Here is a 15,596-nt window from a genome sequence, read left to right on the forward strand (position 1 = left end):
GCGATTGTTTCGCCGGCTTATTTTACCTCCACAACAAATTCTTTCGGTTCGGTTAAAACGCCGAAAGCCTCCAACTGCATTCCATATCGCTCGGTCACTTCATGAAATTTATCCCGGTGGACCGGATCAACCGCGACCAAAAGTCCTCCACTGGTTTGTGGGTCGCACAGCACTACTTTTTGCTCTTCCGTCAGACGAGAAATCTTGTGCCCGTAGCTATCGAAATTCCGAAATGTTCCTCCCGGGAAGGTTTTATGTTTGATATAGAAATCAAGATTATTCAGCACCGGGACTTTAGCCAATTCTACAGTGGCACTCAGATTACTTCCTTCACAAATTTCAGAGAGGTGTCCCAGTAATCCGAATCCGGTTACGTCGGTAATGGCCGTAACTCCCTCCAATTCCCCCAGTTCCTGACCAATCTTGTTCAGCGTAATCATCGAGTTGCGGGCGACGTCCAAATCTTCTTCTTTCAGAAGACCTTGTTTTTGTGCAGTCGTTAAAATGCCAACGCCCAATGGTTTGGTAAGGTACAGTTCACATCCGGCTTTCGCTGAACTGTTCTTTTTAACGTGGTCACGCGAAGCGATTCCGGTTACGGCCAATCCAAAGACAGGCTCCGGGCCATCGATGCTGTGACCGCCGGCAATGGCAATACCAGCTTGTGCACAGGCTCGTTTGGCTCCTTCGAGAACTTTGCCCGCTGTTTCGGCAGGAAGCTTGTCTACCGGCCAAACCAAAATGGCAATGGCCATCAAAGGTTTGCCACCCATGGCGTAAATGTCGCTGATCGCATTCACCGATGCAATGCCGCCAAAATCGTAGGGATCGTCAACGATAGGCGTAAAGAAATCGGTGGTAGATATGAGCACTTTTTCATCATCGATGGCATACACCGCCGCATCGTCAAGTGTTCCGTTGCCAACCAACAGATTGGGATCGTCAACTTCGGTTTTCGTCTCGGCTAGAATGTTCCGAAGAACCTTTGGAGAAATCTTGCAACCACATCCCGCTCCATGCGAATATTGAGTGAGCCTAAGGGGTTCAACTGGTATTTTGTTATCTGAACCTTTTTCCATTTTCCTTCTATAATTTTAATTCGTTTGCTTTCTTCACCAGCTTCGTGGCATCTTCACGAATATTTTTTCCGCTCAAATCGATGCTTGCGTAGCTCTTTTTGTATTTATCCCGGCTGTATCGGTAGGCTTTATCGTAGTAGTTGAGCAACATCGCAGCCACCTGTTCCAACTGATTCGTTTGATACAACTCGAGAATGAGATTTGTCCGTTCTTCTCCCAGACGTTTATGCAGTGAGTTAATGGCGTTTGTCATTCTGGATCTTTCCAGTTGTCCGTAGTCCTTGACAACTCGTTTAATGCGCTGTTCCACCGGAACCTCTATTTCAATGATTCGGGCCTGATTCATCGCTTTCCAGAAGGGATCAGGTAAAAACACGTGCCCGATGCTTTTGCTTTCGCCCTCGACCCAAATGCGTTTTTCGCAGTTGAGTTTTCGCAAAGCTGCTAGTAAATCGTTTTGAAATTGTTGAGTGGTAGGCTGGTCGGCTTGTCCAACGCCGCCAAAAACCGAACCCCGGTGGTTGGCCAACCCTTCCAGATCGAGAATCTGCTCGCCCTGGCGGGCCAGTTCCTGTATCATTTCCGTTTTCCCACTACCAGTAAATCCCTCCAGTACAATTAAGTTTGGAATTGCGGCGAATTCATCCAGCAGTAGATTGCGATATGCCTTATAGCCTCCTTTCAATGTAAAACACTGAATGCCCATGCGCTCAAACAGCCAGGCCATACTTTCCGAACGCATGCCGCCACGCCAGCAATGAACCAACAATTCTCCATTACCCGCTAACGCTTGAGCCTCCTTCACAAACCCGGACATCTTCGGTCCAACAATGTCCAAACCGCGCTCAATGGCTTCCGTTCTTCCCTGTTGCTTGTAAATTGTTCCAATTTCGGCTCGTTCTTCATTCCCAAAAAGGGCAATGTTTACCGCTCCCGGAATGTGTCCCTCGGCGTATTCGGCCGGAGAGCGAACGTCAACTACCGGAGTATTTTCTGCTTTGTCAAGAAATTCGTTGGGAGACAGTATTTGCATCGAGTGAAATTTGGCACAAAATTATGCTTTTCGGAGTGGAAAACAAGGGGATGATGTATGAAGAGAAATCAAAATGAGTTAAAAGGAGAGCGATGATTTTTGTTTGCTAAAGTTTATAGTTGCTTCTAACAGGTGGTAGAAGAGCGACAAACAGAATGGTTACAGCATATAGCATATAAAATGTGTGCAACCAATGAACTGACTGGATGATTACCATTTCCACCTGTATCCATACTATGAGTGCAAAGCCAGTATATATGCTGAATGACCATGCCCAGTGCATGTCGGTGAAGAAATTAATTTTGGAGGCCAGGGATGATTTGGGTTTTTTCACCAGAGCGAAGGCGAGCAAAAGTGGGAAGACCCCAAGTATGGAAAGTAGTATGATTCCGGGGATGAGAAAGCTGTGAAAAGGTGAATTTTCCAAAATTGATAATGGCAATTCGAGTAATTGACCAGATGGTGAAATAATCAATGCGAAGCCGCCGGCGATGGCACCAATGCCCAGAAATATCATTAGTGAAATCAACAGGTTTCGCATGGTATTCATGATTAGGAGTTCGTAAGAAAGTTTATCGTTCTACTAAGGTAGAATGTTGATTTGTAAACGTCAAGATGATATATGTTTTCTATTTCGCAATAATGTGTTGGACTGAAGCTTTGTAACTTCTTCCGATAGGGACTTTCAAAATATCTGTTTCGATATGATGATAGGTCATTGCCCTGATGTGCCGAATGTTAATGATGAAGGAACGGTGACAGCGAATGAAGATGCCGGAAGGTAAACGCTCTTCCAGTTGACTGATGCTTTGATAAACCAGGTGATTCTCTTTTGCTGTGTAGATTTTCACATAATGCCCCTGGCTTTCGGCCGCGATGATGTCGGCTAGCATAAGACGAACCATTTTGTTTTCCACTTTGAAATAGGCAAAGCTCTCGTCTGCTTGAGCGACGGATTCTTTTGCTTCTTCCATTTCCTTTAAGCTGTTATCATTCCTGGAAAGCCATTTGACGGCTTTATTGACTGCACGAACAAAACGATTGAAGGTAATGGGTTTAACGAGGTAATCGACGGCATCCAGCTCAAAACCTTCCAATGCATGTTCTGAATAAGCCGTCGTAAAAATCAGCGTCGGCATTTCCTTGATTTGTTTGGCCAATTCAATCCCTGACATGACCGGCATATTGATGTCGAGAAAGACCAGGTCGATTCCTCCTTTCAGTATTTCAGAAGTGGCTTCCAGTGCATTTCGGCATTCACCCGCGAGTTCGAGAAAATCGATTTTCCTGATGTGATCGCGGAGCACTGCACGGGCTAGCGGTTCGTCGTCTACTATGAGGCATCTGATCTTCATTCACTGGTAATTTACAATTTCGGTTGGGGGTGAGAAAGTTCCTTGTCAGTAATGCTTAGCATAGCGTAGTGAACTTCGTCTTCCTGCTTTAGCGAAAGTTCATAGTGATTCGGGTAAAGCAGTTCCAGTCTTTTCTTCAGGTTACTGATACCTATACCACCATTTTCTTTTTTGACGGAGACATTGCCAGCGCTGTTTTCCACCAGAAGTTTCATTCGTTCGTTGCTCAACTCCATTTGGATGACAATCCATGGTTTTTCTGCTCCGAAAGCCTTCAGGTGTTTGAAAGCATTCTCGATGAGTGGGATAAAGAGTAGCGGAGGAATTGTTCCCGTGCGATCATTTACCATAGAAAAAGAAATATCAACCTCTTCGTTTAACCTGATTTTTTCAAACTCGATATAACTTTTGATGAATTCCACTTCGTTGTCAATGCTCACTCTCGGGGCGTCTGCTTCATAAATTAGGTAACGCATAATTTCCGACAGCCGGGCAATCGTATCTGAAGTCAGTTCTGATTTCATCAGCGAAAGCGCATAAATACTGTTTAAAGAATTGAATAAGAAGTGAGGATTGACCTGTGTCCTTAGAAATTTTAGCTCTGCCTGGAGCTTTTCTTTTTCCAGTCGACTGCTTTTCTGTTGCTGAAACAGCCAGTATTCAGTTAGTTTGATGCCAAAGGGGATGACCATCGCTGTATTGAGGGTCAGAATAATATTCAGCTGATCGGTCAGCCGGAGCATGCTGTGTGGGCGCTCGGGGAAATAAATGGACTCGATGAAAAAGTACCAGGTGAATTTTACCAGGATACTTAAAGAAGCCAGAATCAGCAAATAATATAAAATGAAGAGTAGATAGCGCTGACGTTCCAGGTAAACGGGCATGAAATAATAGAGAATACTGTAAACAAAAATGAGTTTGTATGGAAGTTCCAGCAGTTGAATATAGAAGGTTTTTTCGTAATTGTTATCGAAGGTGCCCCACATAACACCCCAAAAACAGCCCCATAGCACCCAGTAGATGAAATGCAATCCCCATCGGGGAATCCCGGTTCTTCGGGCGATATTTTGAGTAATTGAGTAAAATTCCATCGACTCAGTTTTCTGAATGATAAAATTAGGCAAAAAGGTCAGTGTGCCTTTCTGTTTTTCACAAACAACAGGAATATTGCATGAATAACCGGCTTTTAGGTCTAATTGTCGTTCGTGCTTCGAGCTTGGTTGTCTGTGAAAATGAGTTCGTTTTGTTCTTTGGATGTCGTTTATTCGTATTTGAGAACTGCAGATCAGTAGCAGGATTGAAAAATGAATAACGAATTCCAAATTTTAAACCAATGAAAAGAACAGCACTGTTTTTCGTTTTCTTATTTTCTTCGTTTGTCCTTTTTGCCCAACAGGCACGAGTCGATAAAATTGAGCCGCCTTTCTGGTGGACAGGAATGCACGATCCGACACTGCAATTACTGGTCTACGGAAAAGATATTGCTTCAGCTTCGGTTTCCATTAATAAACCAGGAGTAGAACTGGCAAATATAAAACCGATGCCGAACAAAGATTACCTGGTTATCAACCTGAAGGTATCAAAGACGGCTCAGCCTGGTAAGTTTCCCATTGTGTTTCGAACAAAAAGCGGGAATATTGATCGAACGTATGAACTGAAAAAACGTCGCGAGCATGCTGACGTTAAGACTCCTTTTCGGGAGAATGATGCCATCTACCTGATAACACCTGATCGGTTTGCGAATGGCGATTCAACCAATGATACAGTAGCCGGATATGCCGAAAAGGCTGACCGCTCGATTAATTACGGCCGGCATGGTGGTGACTTAAAAGGAATGACCGAACATCTCGATTACATCAAGAAATTGGGAATGACAGCCATCTGGCCCATGCCTTTGCTGGAGAACAACCAGACGGCTTATACGTATCATGGTTATGCCATTTCGAATTTTTACCAAACCGATAAACGTTACGGCTCAAATGACGATTACAAAGCGTTTGTCAACGCTGCCCATCAGAAAGGATTGAAAGTCATCATGGATCAGGTGTTTAATCATTGTGGTTCTGTACATTACTGGATGAAAGATATGCCGTCTCCAACCTGGATTAATAGTATGGACAGTATTGGCCGATGCATTTTTAGTAATGCGACAATTTCGGATCCATATGCTTCTAAATCGGATATGAAAAGCCAGGTTCGTGGCTATTTTGATACCAACATGCCTGATTTGAACATGGACAGTCCGATTCTGGCAAAATACATGATTCAGAATTCGATTTGGTGGGTGGAATACGCCGATTTGGATGGCCTGCGAATCGATACCTATCCTTATTTTTCCAAAACTTTTTCTGCCAGATGGAGACAACGTATTGAGGAAGAATATCCCGGAATGTTTGTTGTTGGAGAGGTCTGGGCAACTGATGTTTCGCACGAAATTTACTGGAACAGAAAAGAAACGAATCCGGATGGTTATCGGTCTCATTTAAATAGCATTACTGATTTCCCCCTTTATTATGCTACCCTTCGTGCTTTCAAAAAAGGAGGCAATGTAAGTGAGGTTTTTAATACGTTGACGAAGGATTATTTATACGGCCACCCCGAATTGAACATGATTTTTCCGGATAACCATGATGTCGACCGGATTTTGGGAGACTTAAATGGTGATTATGACCAGTTAAAACTGGCGCTGAGTTTCTTGGCGACCACTCGCGGCATACTGCAGTGGTATTATGGCACCGAGATATTGATGAAAGGATTGAAGCCTGATGGAGTTATCCGGGAAGATATGCCCGGTGGATGGGCCAGCGATACAGTCAATGTTTTTAAAGACGAGAACCTGACGACTGAACAGCAAAAAGCGCTTGACTTTTCCACGCGGTTACTGAACTGGCGGAAAAACAGCGAAGCTATTGCATCCGGGAAGTTGGTGCATTTTGTTCCCAAGAACAATGTATATGTTTACTTCCGTATCGCGGGAAACGACAAAGTGATGGTAGTTCTAAACAACAATACCGAAGCTCAGTCACTGGACGTAACGCGGTTTGATGAGATACTGAAAGGAGTGCGAAAAGGAACGAACATTTTAACGGGAGACAAGATCAATTTTGAGTCTTCGTTGAATATTCCTCCGCTGACTCCATACATCATTGAGTTATAAGGTAAGCATGATTTGATGTTCATTAAAATCCGAAAGATGAGAAAACAATTATCAGGCATTCTTTTGTTGCTGATCATTTTTCTTCAGCAGGTCGATGCACAGCCACTGAAAGTTTCAGCAGCCAAATATTTTTCATATCTGAAAGAAAGTCCGGAAGACTATATCATTCATAAGTTTTTGAAGTATGATATCGTTATGCTGGGAGAGGACCATGCCGTGCAGAATAACCTTAATATGGTGGCCGGTTTGATTCCTGAATTATACAAGGCAGGTGTGTACAACCTGGGAATGGAGTTCGGTGCTGCGGAAATGCAGTCGCGTTTGGATTCGTTAATCACAGCGCCACAATACAATCCTCAGGTGGCGCGTGACATGATGTACTATTACAATGTTGGATGGGCTTACAAGGCCTACCAGAATATATACAAAGCTGCGTGGACTTTCAATCGAAGCTTGCCTGCCAATGCCCGAAAATTCAGAATATTGAATCTCAGCTACCAATATCATTGGCAGGGATTCAGCGGACAACGGACACCTGAGAACATGGCGAAGGTTTTTTATAAAGGAACCCCGGATAAGTTTCGTGCTGAAATAGTTAAAAAAGAGGTGCTGGATCGGCATGAAAAAGCCTTGCTGCTGGTGGGAGTTGCGCATGCGTTTACGAAGTACAAAAGCGGTAATGAAGAATGGCTGGGTAACCGGTTGTACCAAAATTATCCCGGCAAGGTTTTTAATATTTTGTTGCACTGCCCGTTTTACAATAAACCGGGCAAAACTCCCTCGCTTTGTTCCCCTGCCAACGGAAAGATTGAAGAGCTGATGCAGTTGAATCACGACAGATCGGTTGGTTTTGACCTGGTTGGAACACCGTGGGGAGATTTGCCCGACAGCAGTTCTTACAGCATGGGTTATCCCAATTTTACATTGAGCCAGTTATTTGATGGTTATATTTTTCTGGCCCCATTTTCTCAACTGAAAGGCAGCAAAATTGATGAGGATTTCTTTAAGAATAAGCCGTGGTCTGAAACCCGGAAAGAGTTGCCTGATCCGGATTGGCATGGAAATATTCAGAATCAGCAGGAATACTGGAAACAAATACGTGACTTTGTTGATTTGAAAAAGCGGTACGCCGATTTGCTTCATGGAGATCCAATGCCCAAAGTCTGCAGCGGACATATGGAAAGGATAACTAAATTTCCGTCAAACTATATTGCAGCCCACAATGTCGATATTTGGCTTCCGAAAGGATACAACAAGCATCAAAAGTACGCCGTGCTATATATGCACGATGGTCAGATGCTGTTCGATTCGACAACGACCTGGAATAAACAAGCGTGGTGCGTTGACGAGGTTGTGAGCAAGCTGATGAGTGAGAAAAAGATAGAACCATGCATCGTGGTGGGTATTTGGAATACAGGACAGGACCGTCACGGTGATTATTTTCCGCAGAAACCTTTTGAGTCTTTACCGGTTTCTTTCCAGGATTCATTGCTTCATAAAGTGTGGCAGGCTAAAAACATACCCTTATTCCCGATCGGATTACAGTCAGATAACTACCTGAAATTTCTGGTTAAGGAGTTGAAACCGTACATCGACAGTACGTATTCTACTTATACCGATCCACAACATACTTTCGTGATGGGATCTAGCATGGGAGGGCTTATTTCGATGTATGCAATTTGTGAGTACCCGGATGTGTTTGGTGGGGCAGCTTGTATGTCGACACATTGGCCTGGAACATTTTCGTTGAAAGATAATCCCATTCCCGATGCGTTTGTTGACTACATGAGACAGCATCTGCCATCGCCGGATTCACATCGTATTTATTTCGATTATGGTACTGAAACCCTCGATGCGATGTATGAACCTCTTCAACAGAAAGTGGATAGTGTCATGCGGGAGCGGGGATATTCCAAATCGAATTGGGAGACGTTGAAATTTGACGGTGCAGATCATTCGGAACGTTCCTGGCACAAACGACTGGATGTTCCGGTTACATTTTTATTGGGAAGGTAGAAATGGCTTGACTGAATAATATTTTTTTCCAAAGATAGACTTCAGAGTTGTTTGGGCCGGATGTTAATCCGGATCAAACAACTCTGGTCTTTTTTATTCATTTTATCGCTGTTTCAGGAATTCGAGTTCTTTACTTGTCATGGTAGGGACAAATTCGACGATTTCATAGTCAGCGACATCATTGATATGGAATGGATCCTGCGACAGTATCTTTTCAAGTTCTTCTTTTGAGTCCATATTTGAGAGGATCACTCCGCCGGTACGTGGTACCTTTCTTCCGGAAGCAATGAAGTTTCCTGCCTCGTATTGTTCTTTCAGAAATTCAACATGTTCGTTGAGGTGTTTTTCCACCTCCTCAATTGGCACTTTGTATACTAAGACTGCAATAAACATAATAATCTATTTTAATTACCGGCTCAAAGATAGGTAATGTCCGGCATTGATTTATTTCCGGGGAATGACAAGACCGGCAAGAATCATCTTTCTGAGTCTCACCGGTCTCCTCTCAAAATTTATTATGTAGAGCGGTCTAGATTTCAATCTTCGCGCCCATTACTTTCAAAAACTCGCGGATGAATGCCGGGTGACCGGGCCATGCCGGCGACGTAACCAAATTTCCGTCAACATAAGCATCTGTTACCGGGATGTCCTGGTATTCGCCGCCCGCCAGATTTACTTCGGGGCCAACGGCCGGATAGCAAGTCAGCTTTCTTCCTTTTACAACATTGGCCGCTGTTAAAATCTGTGCTCCGTGGCAGATGGCAGCTACGGATTTATCGGCAGTAAAGAAATGCTTTACAACTTCCAGCAGCTCTTTATTCAAGCGCAGGTATTCCGGGGCTCTTCCTCCGGCAATTACCAATCCATCGTACTGTTCAGCCTTAACATCTTTGAAACTGTAATTCAGGGCGAAATTGTGTCCGGGTTTCTCTGAATAGGTTTGGTCGCCTTCGAAATCGTGGATGGCTGTTTTAACCGTTTCGCCCTTTTTCTTGCCGGGGCAAACAGCGTGAACTTCATATCCTACCATTACAAGCATTTGGAAAGGGACCATGGTTTCGTAATCCTCTGCGAAATCACCGGTTAAAAAAAGAATTTTCTTCATCTCGTTGAATTTTAATTAGTATTGAATGTTAATTCCAGGTCAGCTTGGGGTAGGCAGGTCTCCTGATGAAAAAACAACTCCTTTATAAATAAAGTTTGACCACTTCCTAATTTTATGATGGGGAGTGTAAAGAAATCGTTTAGCTGTTCATTTCTTTTCCGAGAAAATCAGCTAAAGCTAGTTTCTGTTTCTCTGTTTGTGACATAACAAATTGGTCGACTGTCTGAAAGAAATCGGTTGCGATGTCGATGCTATCTCTCTTAATCGTCCTTTTCCATAATCCTTCAACTTGTCCGTTTACTACAATCACAGGCCAGAATAAACCGTTACGGGAAATAGCCTTTTTATAATGTTCTGAAGGGATGACGGCACTTCGGTCGCGATAGCTGATAATGAATTCATCGAATGCAGGAAGGAGAAAAACAGATTCGTTGTCTGGTTGGGAAAACGTTTGATTTTGGGAAAACCAGTAATCCTTCGAATGGATTGTTGCTGAATGTAATTGGCTTTTAGTCATTTCAAGTGCGAGACTTGCCTGGTTCTTTTTCAATCCTGACCACCAAACGAAATCATCCAACGTTGCCGGGCCGTGGCTGGTAAAATATCTAATGGCGAGTTCTGATAAAGCTTCTTCGTACGAAAGTCTCTTTTTATTGGGAACCCTTTCTTCCAGCAAAGAATAGGTTTGCTTGTTACCTTTCAGGGGACCGCTGCAGATAATTGCATCCAGCTCAGCATGGATCAGGAGGTGTGCTGCACGGTTATCTTCGTTCGGAATGCCTGCATTCTCCAGCAGAGACACCAGTTCGGTGCGGGACGACGGGCCGTTTTTCTCCAGATGTTTGATGAAGATGTTCTTCGCTTTCTTCAGCACTCCATCGGTTATGCCTAAAGATTTGTGGCGTCCATTGAGTGCTGTTTTTATTTGAGGACCGGTCAACTCAAGCATCCAGTATATGTCGTCAGCTGAAACGCAATGCCAGGTTGGACGCATCAGGTGAGTGCGGATTATTTCTCCTTTGTTGAATGCTTCTCGTACCGAATCATGAGTTGAATCAAATGTTCTTAGCCCGATAGCCCATAATGCCATGGGCAGATCCTGTGCCTGGATGGCTCCAAGCCATTTCACTATCTCAGAGGGAGATGTCTCAGTTGGTGAAGTGATTTGTTGATTTTTTAGTCGGGCCGCAGCAATCTCTTGTTTTTCCATTGAACAACGTTTCCAATCGTGAAAAATATTACGAGGGAATTTAATGAAAGTTCGCTTTCAACTGAAATAAGTGGGCTTTGTAATTTGGCGAACCGGGAACAGTCAGGTTTAGTGCAAAAAAAATGCCGTCACCTGGTACGAATTGTCTTTCGGGTGACGGCTTATTTTTTGAAGTTGTTTTGTTGTCTCCTGTTGTCAGAAACGAAGTTATTTGCCGGAAAACAGTCAGTGAACCAGCCATAGTGCTTTGTTCCAACTAACGCGTGCTACGGTAAATTACTGATCGAGCAATTTTACCCTGACGGCAACCGGACCTTTAGGGCCAGGTTCTACTTCGAAGGTAACTTTGCTGCCTTCATTGATCTCGTCCAGTGCATTGTTTACATGGACAAATACACTCTCCTGTGTTTCGGTATCCCTGATAAAACCATAACCTTTGGAATCGTTGTAATAGGTCACTTTTCCTTTCCTGATCGGATCGAGCTGTTCCATTTCCTCTTTCTTAGGAATGCTGATCTCAATGTCTTCGGCTTTTGTCTTGGTTTTCTTGTCCGGATCCGGAGGGGTATCCGTAATCATACCGTTTTCATCAACGTAAGCAATCATATCGTCGAGGCTGCTTTTCTTGTCATTGTCTTTTCTGGCTTGCCTACGTGCTTCTTTCTCTTTTCTCTTCTTCTCTTTTTTGTTTCGTACTTCTTTTTTGTTGAAAGTTTCTTGTGATCTACCCATAAATAAATTTAATTGATAATATACCTGACTGTTTGTATTTTCCTTTCGTAATGCCGAATAATTCGGTTAGTTGTATTCCGATTGTAAAAGCTGACTTTGTTTCACAAGTCTTTTCCGTTACACGGAATCATCAGATGTATGTTGATTACTGAAATTCGGTTCGTTAAATTGATCGGTCTCCAGCAGGCTACTGCCGGATCGTGCAAAACGGTACCGAAACGGGATCTTAAAAAGAGCAGTGAATAACTAATGCGAAAGTGGAATTAGTATATGTGCGCTTAATCTCAAATCAGAATCAGTGCAAATATAACGTTTATTTTCAGTGTTTTTGAAATAAAGCACTTTTTCCTCGATCAAAAGCTTTGAGTATACCACGCCATTCGGATACCTTTAGGTTGTCTTGTTTTGGTTTAGGTCAACTCTTTATTTGATTATTTTTAGGTTTCCAACACTGCAAAAGCCGGTTATGATTCCTGAGATTCGAAGTGATTCTCAATCTTGGCCAGCAATTCAAAGCGGTTGACGGGCTTGACAATGAAATCATCGCAACCGGCTTCCAGGCACTTCTCCTTATCCTCGGCCATGGCATAGGCTGTAACGGCAATCACCGGTATGTCGGGATTTAGTCTTTTGAGCTTTTGCGTTGCATCAAGACCGTTCATAATCGGAAGTTTGATGTCCATCAGAATCATGTCGATATCCGGATTCTGTTTGTAATATTCAATTGCTTCTTTGCCATCTGAAGCCCAGACAATTTGGATTCCGGTTTTACCAAGAACACTGTAAATGTATTGGTAATTCGACTCCACATCTTCCACAATTAATACTTTGTGCTGTTGCCAGTCGGGCACAAAGTGATACTTATTGTCGGCAGTATTATGTATCATCTTTTTTGTTGTTTCCTGATTTGAAGGTTGAAACGGAAAAGTAACGGAAAAAATTGTTTGCTTGCCCGGAACTGAATTGACATTCATGGTTCCGCCCAGTAGTTCGGCTAATTTCTTAGCGATAGATAATCCCAGTCCGGTTCCACCAAATTGCCTGGTAAGGCTGTTGTCGGCTTGCCGAAATGGTTCAAAGATTAAAGGAACCATGTCGGAAGGGACACCTATTCCGGTATCTTTGATGTAAAACTCAATTTGATCGAAATTATGATTAGTTGGATGTAGTTTGTATCCGCATTCGATATGTCCTTCACTGGTAAATTTAACGGCGTTGTCCATTAAGTTGGTGAGCAACTGCTTCATGCGTCTTTTGTCGGTCATGAAGGAGAAAGGACCTTTGAGCGAAGGACGACTATATACTTTTACGCCAGGTTTTGCCAGTTTCTCATATTCCAGGCAAAGATTTTCCAGCATTTTATTGATATCACACGGTGCTATCTCAATCGCGGTAGATCCGGCTTCTATCCGGGAGATTTCCAAAATATTGTCGAGTACGCGGAGCAACAAATTAGCATTATTGGTGATGTGACCGGCAAATTCCTCGCGTTCCTCCTCATCCAGATCGTTGTCAATAAGTAAATTGGTGAAACCAAGTATGACATTCATCGGCGTGCGGATTTCGTGCGAGATGTTGGCCAGGAATGCGGATTTAAGCCTTCCTGACGCTTCTGCTCTCTCTTTGGCTTCACTTAATTCGGCTTGTATCTGTTTGATGTTGGTTATGTCGCGGCCACTGGATTGGATCTCACTTATTTCACCGTTTTCGTCCAGAATCGGGACGTTGATCCATTGTACCCAGGTTTCCGGTTTCCCATTCCTTGCTGGTACATTGATTTCGAATGTGTGGACCTTTTTGGTTTCTTTAATTATTTTGATTTGTTCATAGATGTAATCCTTTGAAGCGTCAGGGATGAAGTGTATCCACTGTTTTCCTATCAGATTCTCCCGGCGCTGACCGAGGTACCGGCAATAGGCATCGTTGACGAACAGTATAGTCGTATCGGGAAGGGAGTGACAAATGTAGTCCGTCATCTCCTGTATGAGCGTCTCGTAATAAAGTTTGCTTTTGTTCAGTTCAACGGTTCTATGCTTTATTAATTCATTGAGGTTTTCCCGGTGTTGTTTGAGTTCGTTGCTGATATTTTTCTGTTCGGTAAAGTCCTGGACAGAGGACAGCACCAGCATTTCTCCATCACTCATGAAGATTGAAGCACTATACAATCCAAATCTTTTTTGCTCTCCGACTTCGATGGTGATTTCTTCATTGGTAACTTTTTTCTTCCGCAGCAATTTTTCCCGAATATTCTCACGGGTTTCCTGCGAAATGAATCCCAACTTAAAAAAGTCGGTACCAATTATTTTGTCTTTCGTTTTCCCGATAAGGTCAAGGAAGCGCTGGTTGACATCGACAATTATTCCGGTAGCCATTTGTGTAATGACCATATAGGAAGGACTGAGTTGAAAAACCTGCTCGAAGCGTTCCTGTACGGTTTCGAATGGAACAATTTCGTTTAATACGCCCACAATCCGGGGGCGGCCCGAGTAGTGACTGAACATGGTTTTTCCTTTGCAGCAAATCGCCTGGTATTCTCCGTTTGATTTTTGAAAACGGAATTCAGTCTCGAAAAACTGGTTGCGGGTTTCAGAAGAAAGTTCTAACTGATTGATAAACGCATCGCGGTCGTTGGGATGGACATAGCGGATAAACTCCTCTTTCGGCCAGTGATTCTGCGCATAGCCGCACTTTATCATCCAGTGCTTATCGATGACAAACTTTGATTTGGATGGATTGTATTCCCAATACCATTGTCCGGAAGTGTCTAGCAACCAATCCAATTTCTCTTTATAATGAATAAGTCGCTTGCGCTTGTTGTCTATAAGCCAGGCGAGTGAAAGCACACGACTGATTTCCTCCCACAGTGATTCGTCGAAAGTGAGCGGTTTATCCGGTATAATCCCCAGGTAGGCAGCCACGTTGTTTTGTGGTACAATGGGGAAAATATAAAGCTCGTCAATTCTCTTTTCCTTTAGCCTGGAAGCAATGTTTTCCGGTAGTTCCCGGCGTTGGATATGAAGTTTCTCTTTTGCCGGTTTCAGGTGATAGAGCAACTCGTTCCAGATATTGATGAACGCTTTGTTTTGCTCTGTCACAATCTGAAACTGCTCTTTTTCCGATGCGCAGGTGTAAACCGGGTTGTCTGTATTCTTTCGATTAAAGTATATGAAGAGATTTTTGATATTCGGTTGAGGACACGTCAGGCGCAGAAACTCATTTAATTTTCTGTCGAGGGAAGTGTCACCGTTGACCAACTCGATAATTTTATCCAGCAGTTCTTGCTTTTCATCCGATTGGTTTTGCCGGGTTTTATCTTCCCGCAAGGTGACCCGTAGCAAATTCATATCAGCATCGGCTGATGAGATGAGCTGCGAAACAGCAAAATATTTCTCGGAATCCCCTTTGGAGTTGGTGATTGTTATAGTTTTCGGAACGGGAACATAAGTAGTCTCGAAAGCGCTTTTAACTTTCGATAGCAAGATTTCACGCTCTGAATGGTGGATAAGTTGCAGCCAGTTGTCGGCCGTTGCCGGTAAATCAGACGAACGTAAATTCGCAATTTGAAAGGCAGACGGAGAGCAATAGACCAACTCTCCGCGACTGGTTAGCAGGAACTCAGGGTCACGGGAATGATCCAAAAAATTCTTCCATTCTTCCAACATTTTGCTCACTCCGACATCCATAAATTACGTACTAAATTGAAAGGGTGTGTTTCATTACAACGTAACTTTTTCGATTATATGATATTTTAACTGATTAAAATTCAGTGACTATTTAACAAATTGTAACTGTCTGGTAATAATTGTGACAGTTGACTTTCGTTGTTTGTTCAATTTTCCGTCGATGTTCTGGATACTGCGGTTTCATTCTTGTTTTAAATTCCCTATCTTTTTGCCTTGAAAAAATGCG

12 protein-coding genes are annotated in these 15,596 nt (G+C 43.2%); 2 read left to right on the forward strand and 10 right to left on the reverse strand.

All coding sequences use genetic code 11. From position 1 onward, the window contains the following. Positions 1 to 17 precede the first annotated feature (17 nt). From selD to GJU87_RS04360, 5 genes are all read right to left on the reverse strand, one after another. Entirely contained in the window at positions 18 to 1,079 is a 1,062-nt protein-coding gene (gene selD, locus GJU87_RS04340) for a selenide, water dikinase SelD (protein WP_153638378.1), read from the reverse strand. A 7-nt stretch (positions 1,080 to 1,086) separates the two neighbouring features. Next, positions 1,087 to 2,112: a tRNA 2-selenouridine(34) synthase MnmH gene (gene mnmH, locus GJU87_RS04345; RefSeq protein WP_153638379.1), complete on the reverse strand. Its 1,026-nt coding sequence runs from the start codon at positions 2,110 to 2,112 to the stop codon at positions 1,087 to 1,089. Positions 2,113 to 2,218: 106 nt separating this feature from the next. Continuing rightward, positions 2,219 to 2,662 carry a hypothetical protein gene (locus GJU87_RS04350; protein WP_153638380.1) on the reverse strand — a complete coding sequence of 148 codons (444 nt, stop codon included), beginning with the start codon at positions 2,660 to 2,662 and terminating at the stop codon, positions 2,219 to 2,221. A gap of 79 nt (positions 2,663 to 2,741) precedes the next feature. Continuing rightward, positions 2,742 to 3,467, reverse strand: a complete 726-nt coding sequence (locus GJU87_RS04355) for a LytTR family DNA-binding domain-containing protein (protein WP_153638381.1) — start codon at positions 3,465 to 3,467, stop codon at positions 2,742 to 2,744. Positions 3,468 to 3,478: 11 nt separating this feature from the next. Further along, positions 3,479 to 4,558 (reverse strand): sensor histidine kinase, encoded by a 1,080-nt coding sequence (locus GJU87_RS04360; RefSeq protein WP_153638382.1) that lies wholly within the window; start codon positions 4,556 to 4,558, stop codon positions 3,479 to 3,481. A gap of 242 nt (positions 4,559 to 4,800) precedes the next feature. Between GJU87_RS04360 and GJU87_RS04365 the strand changes: the two genes are divergently transcribed. Both GJU87_RS04365 and GJU87_RS21415 read left to right on the forward strand, forming a co-directional pair. Further along, positions 4,801 to 6,624, forward strand: a complete 1,824-nt coding sequence (locus tag GJU87_RS04365) for an alpha-amylase family glycosyl hydrolase (RefSeq protein ID WP_153638383.1) — start codon at positions 4,801 to 4,803, stop codon at positions 6,622 to 6,624. Between the two features lie 36 nt (positions 6,625 to 6,660). After that, on the forward strand, positions 6,661 to 8,640 hold the full coding sequence (locus tag GJU87_RS21415; protein ID WP_228491861.1) for an alpha/beta hydrolase: 1,980 nt from the start codon (positions 6,661 to 6,663) through the stop codon (positions 8,638 to 8,640). Positions 8,641 to 8,742: 102 nt separating this feature from the next. Here GJU87_RS21415 and GJU87_RS04375 read toward each other — a convergent pair whose 3' ends face one another. From GJU87_RS04375 to GJU87_RS04395, 5 genes are all read right to left on the reverse strand, one after another. Continuing rightward, positions 8,743 to 9,033 carry a YciI family protein gene (locus tag GJU87_RS04375; RefSeq protein WP_153638384.1) on the reverse strand — a complete coding sequence of 97 codons (291 nt, stop codon included), beginning with the start codon at positions 9,031 to 9,033 and terminating at the stop codon, positions 8,743 to 8,745. A 136-nt stretch (positions 9,034 to 9,169) separates the two neighbouring features. Next, on the reverse strand, positions 9,170 to 9,745 hold the full coding sequence (locus tag GJU87_RS04380) for a DJ-1/PfpI family protein (protein ID WP_153638385.1): 576 nt from the start codon (positions 9,743 to 9,745) through the stop codon (positions 9,170 to 9,172). A gap of 139 nt (positions 9,746 to 9,884) precedes the next feature. Beyond that, on the reverse strand, positions 9,885 to 10,955 hold the full coding sequence (locus GJU87_RS04385; protein WP_153638386.1) for a winged helix DNA-binding domain-containing protein: 1,071 nt from the start codon (positions 10,953 to 10,955) through the stop codon (positions 9,885 to 9,887). Between the two features lie 276 nt (positions 10,956 to 11,231). After that, positions 11,232 to 11,687, reverse strand: a complete 456-nt coding sequence (locus GJU87_RS04390) for a cold-shock protein (RefSeq protein ID WP_153638387.1) — start codon at positions 11,685 to 11,687, stop codon at positions 11,232 to 11,234. Positions 11,688 to 12,151: 464 nt separating this feature from the next. After that, entirely contained in the window at positions 12,152 to 15,370 is a 3,219-nt protein-coding gene (locus GJU87_RS04395) for a PAS domain S-box protein (RefSeq protein ID WP_153638388.1), read from the reverse strand. Positions 15,371 to 15,596 lie beyond the last annotated feature (226 nt).

The organism is Prolixibacter sp. NT017, from assembly GCF_009617875.1.
Lineage (GTDB): Bacteria > Bacteroidota > Bacteroidia > Bacteroidales > Prolixibacteraceae > Prolixibacter.

Excerpts from the sequence above, each read along its gene's own strand:
- GJU87_RS04360 (WP_153638382.1), bottom strand. The coding sequence starts at position 4,558 with ATGGAATTTTACTCAATTACTCAAAATATCGCCCGAAGAACCGGGATT.
- GJU87_RS04355 (WP_153638381.1), bottom strand. The coding sequence starts at position 3,467 with ATGAAGATCAGATGCCTCATAGTAGACGACGAACCGCTAGCCCGTGCA.
- GJU87_RS04375 (WP_153638384.1), bottom strand. The coding sequence starts at position 9,033 with ATGTTTATTGCAGTCTTAGTATACAAAGTGCCAATTGAGGAGGTGGAA.
- selD (WP_153638378.1), bottom strand. The coding sequence starts at position 1,079 with ATGGAAAAAGGTTCAGATAACAAAATACCAGTTGAACCCCTTAGGCTC.
- GJU87_RS04385 (WP_153638386.1), bottom strand. The coding sequence starts at position 10,955 with ATGGAAAAACAAGAGATTGCTGCGGCCCGACTAAAAAATCAACAAATC.
- GJU87_RS21415 (WP_228491861.1), top strand. The coding sequence starts at position 6,661 with ATGAGAAAACAATTATCAGGCATTCTTTTGTTGCTGATCATTTTTCTT.
- GJU87_RS04395 (WP_153638388.1), bottom strand. The coding sequence starts at position 15,370 with ATGGATGTCGGAGTGAGCAAAATGTTGGAAGAATGGAAGAATTTTTTG.
- GJU87_RS04365 (WP_153638383.1), top strand. The coding sequence starts at position 4,801 with ATGAAAAGAACAGCACTGTTTTTCGTTTTCTTATTTTCTTCGTTTGTC.
- GJU87_RS04390 (WP_153638387.1), bottom strand. The coding sequence starts at position 11,687 with ATGGGTAGATCACAAGAAACTTTCAACAAAAAAGAAGTACGAAACAAA.
- GJU87_RS04380 (WP_153638385.1), bottom strand. The coding sequence starts at position 9,745 with ATGAAGAAAATTCTTTTTTTAACCGGTGATTTCGCAGAGGATTACGAA.
- GJU87_RS04350 (WP_153638380.1), bottom strand. The coding sequence starts at position 2,662 with ATGAATACCATGCGAAACCTGTTGATTTCACTAATGATATTTCTGGGC.
- mnmH (WP_153638379.1), bottom strand. The coding sequence starts at position 2,112 with ATGCAAATACTGTCTCCCAACGAATTTCTTGACAAAGCAGAAAATACT.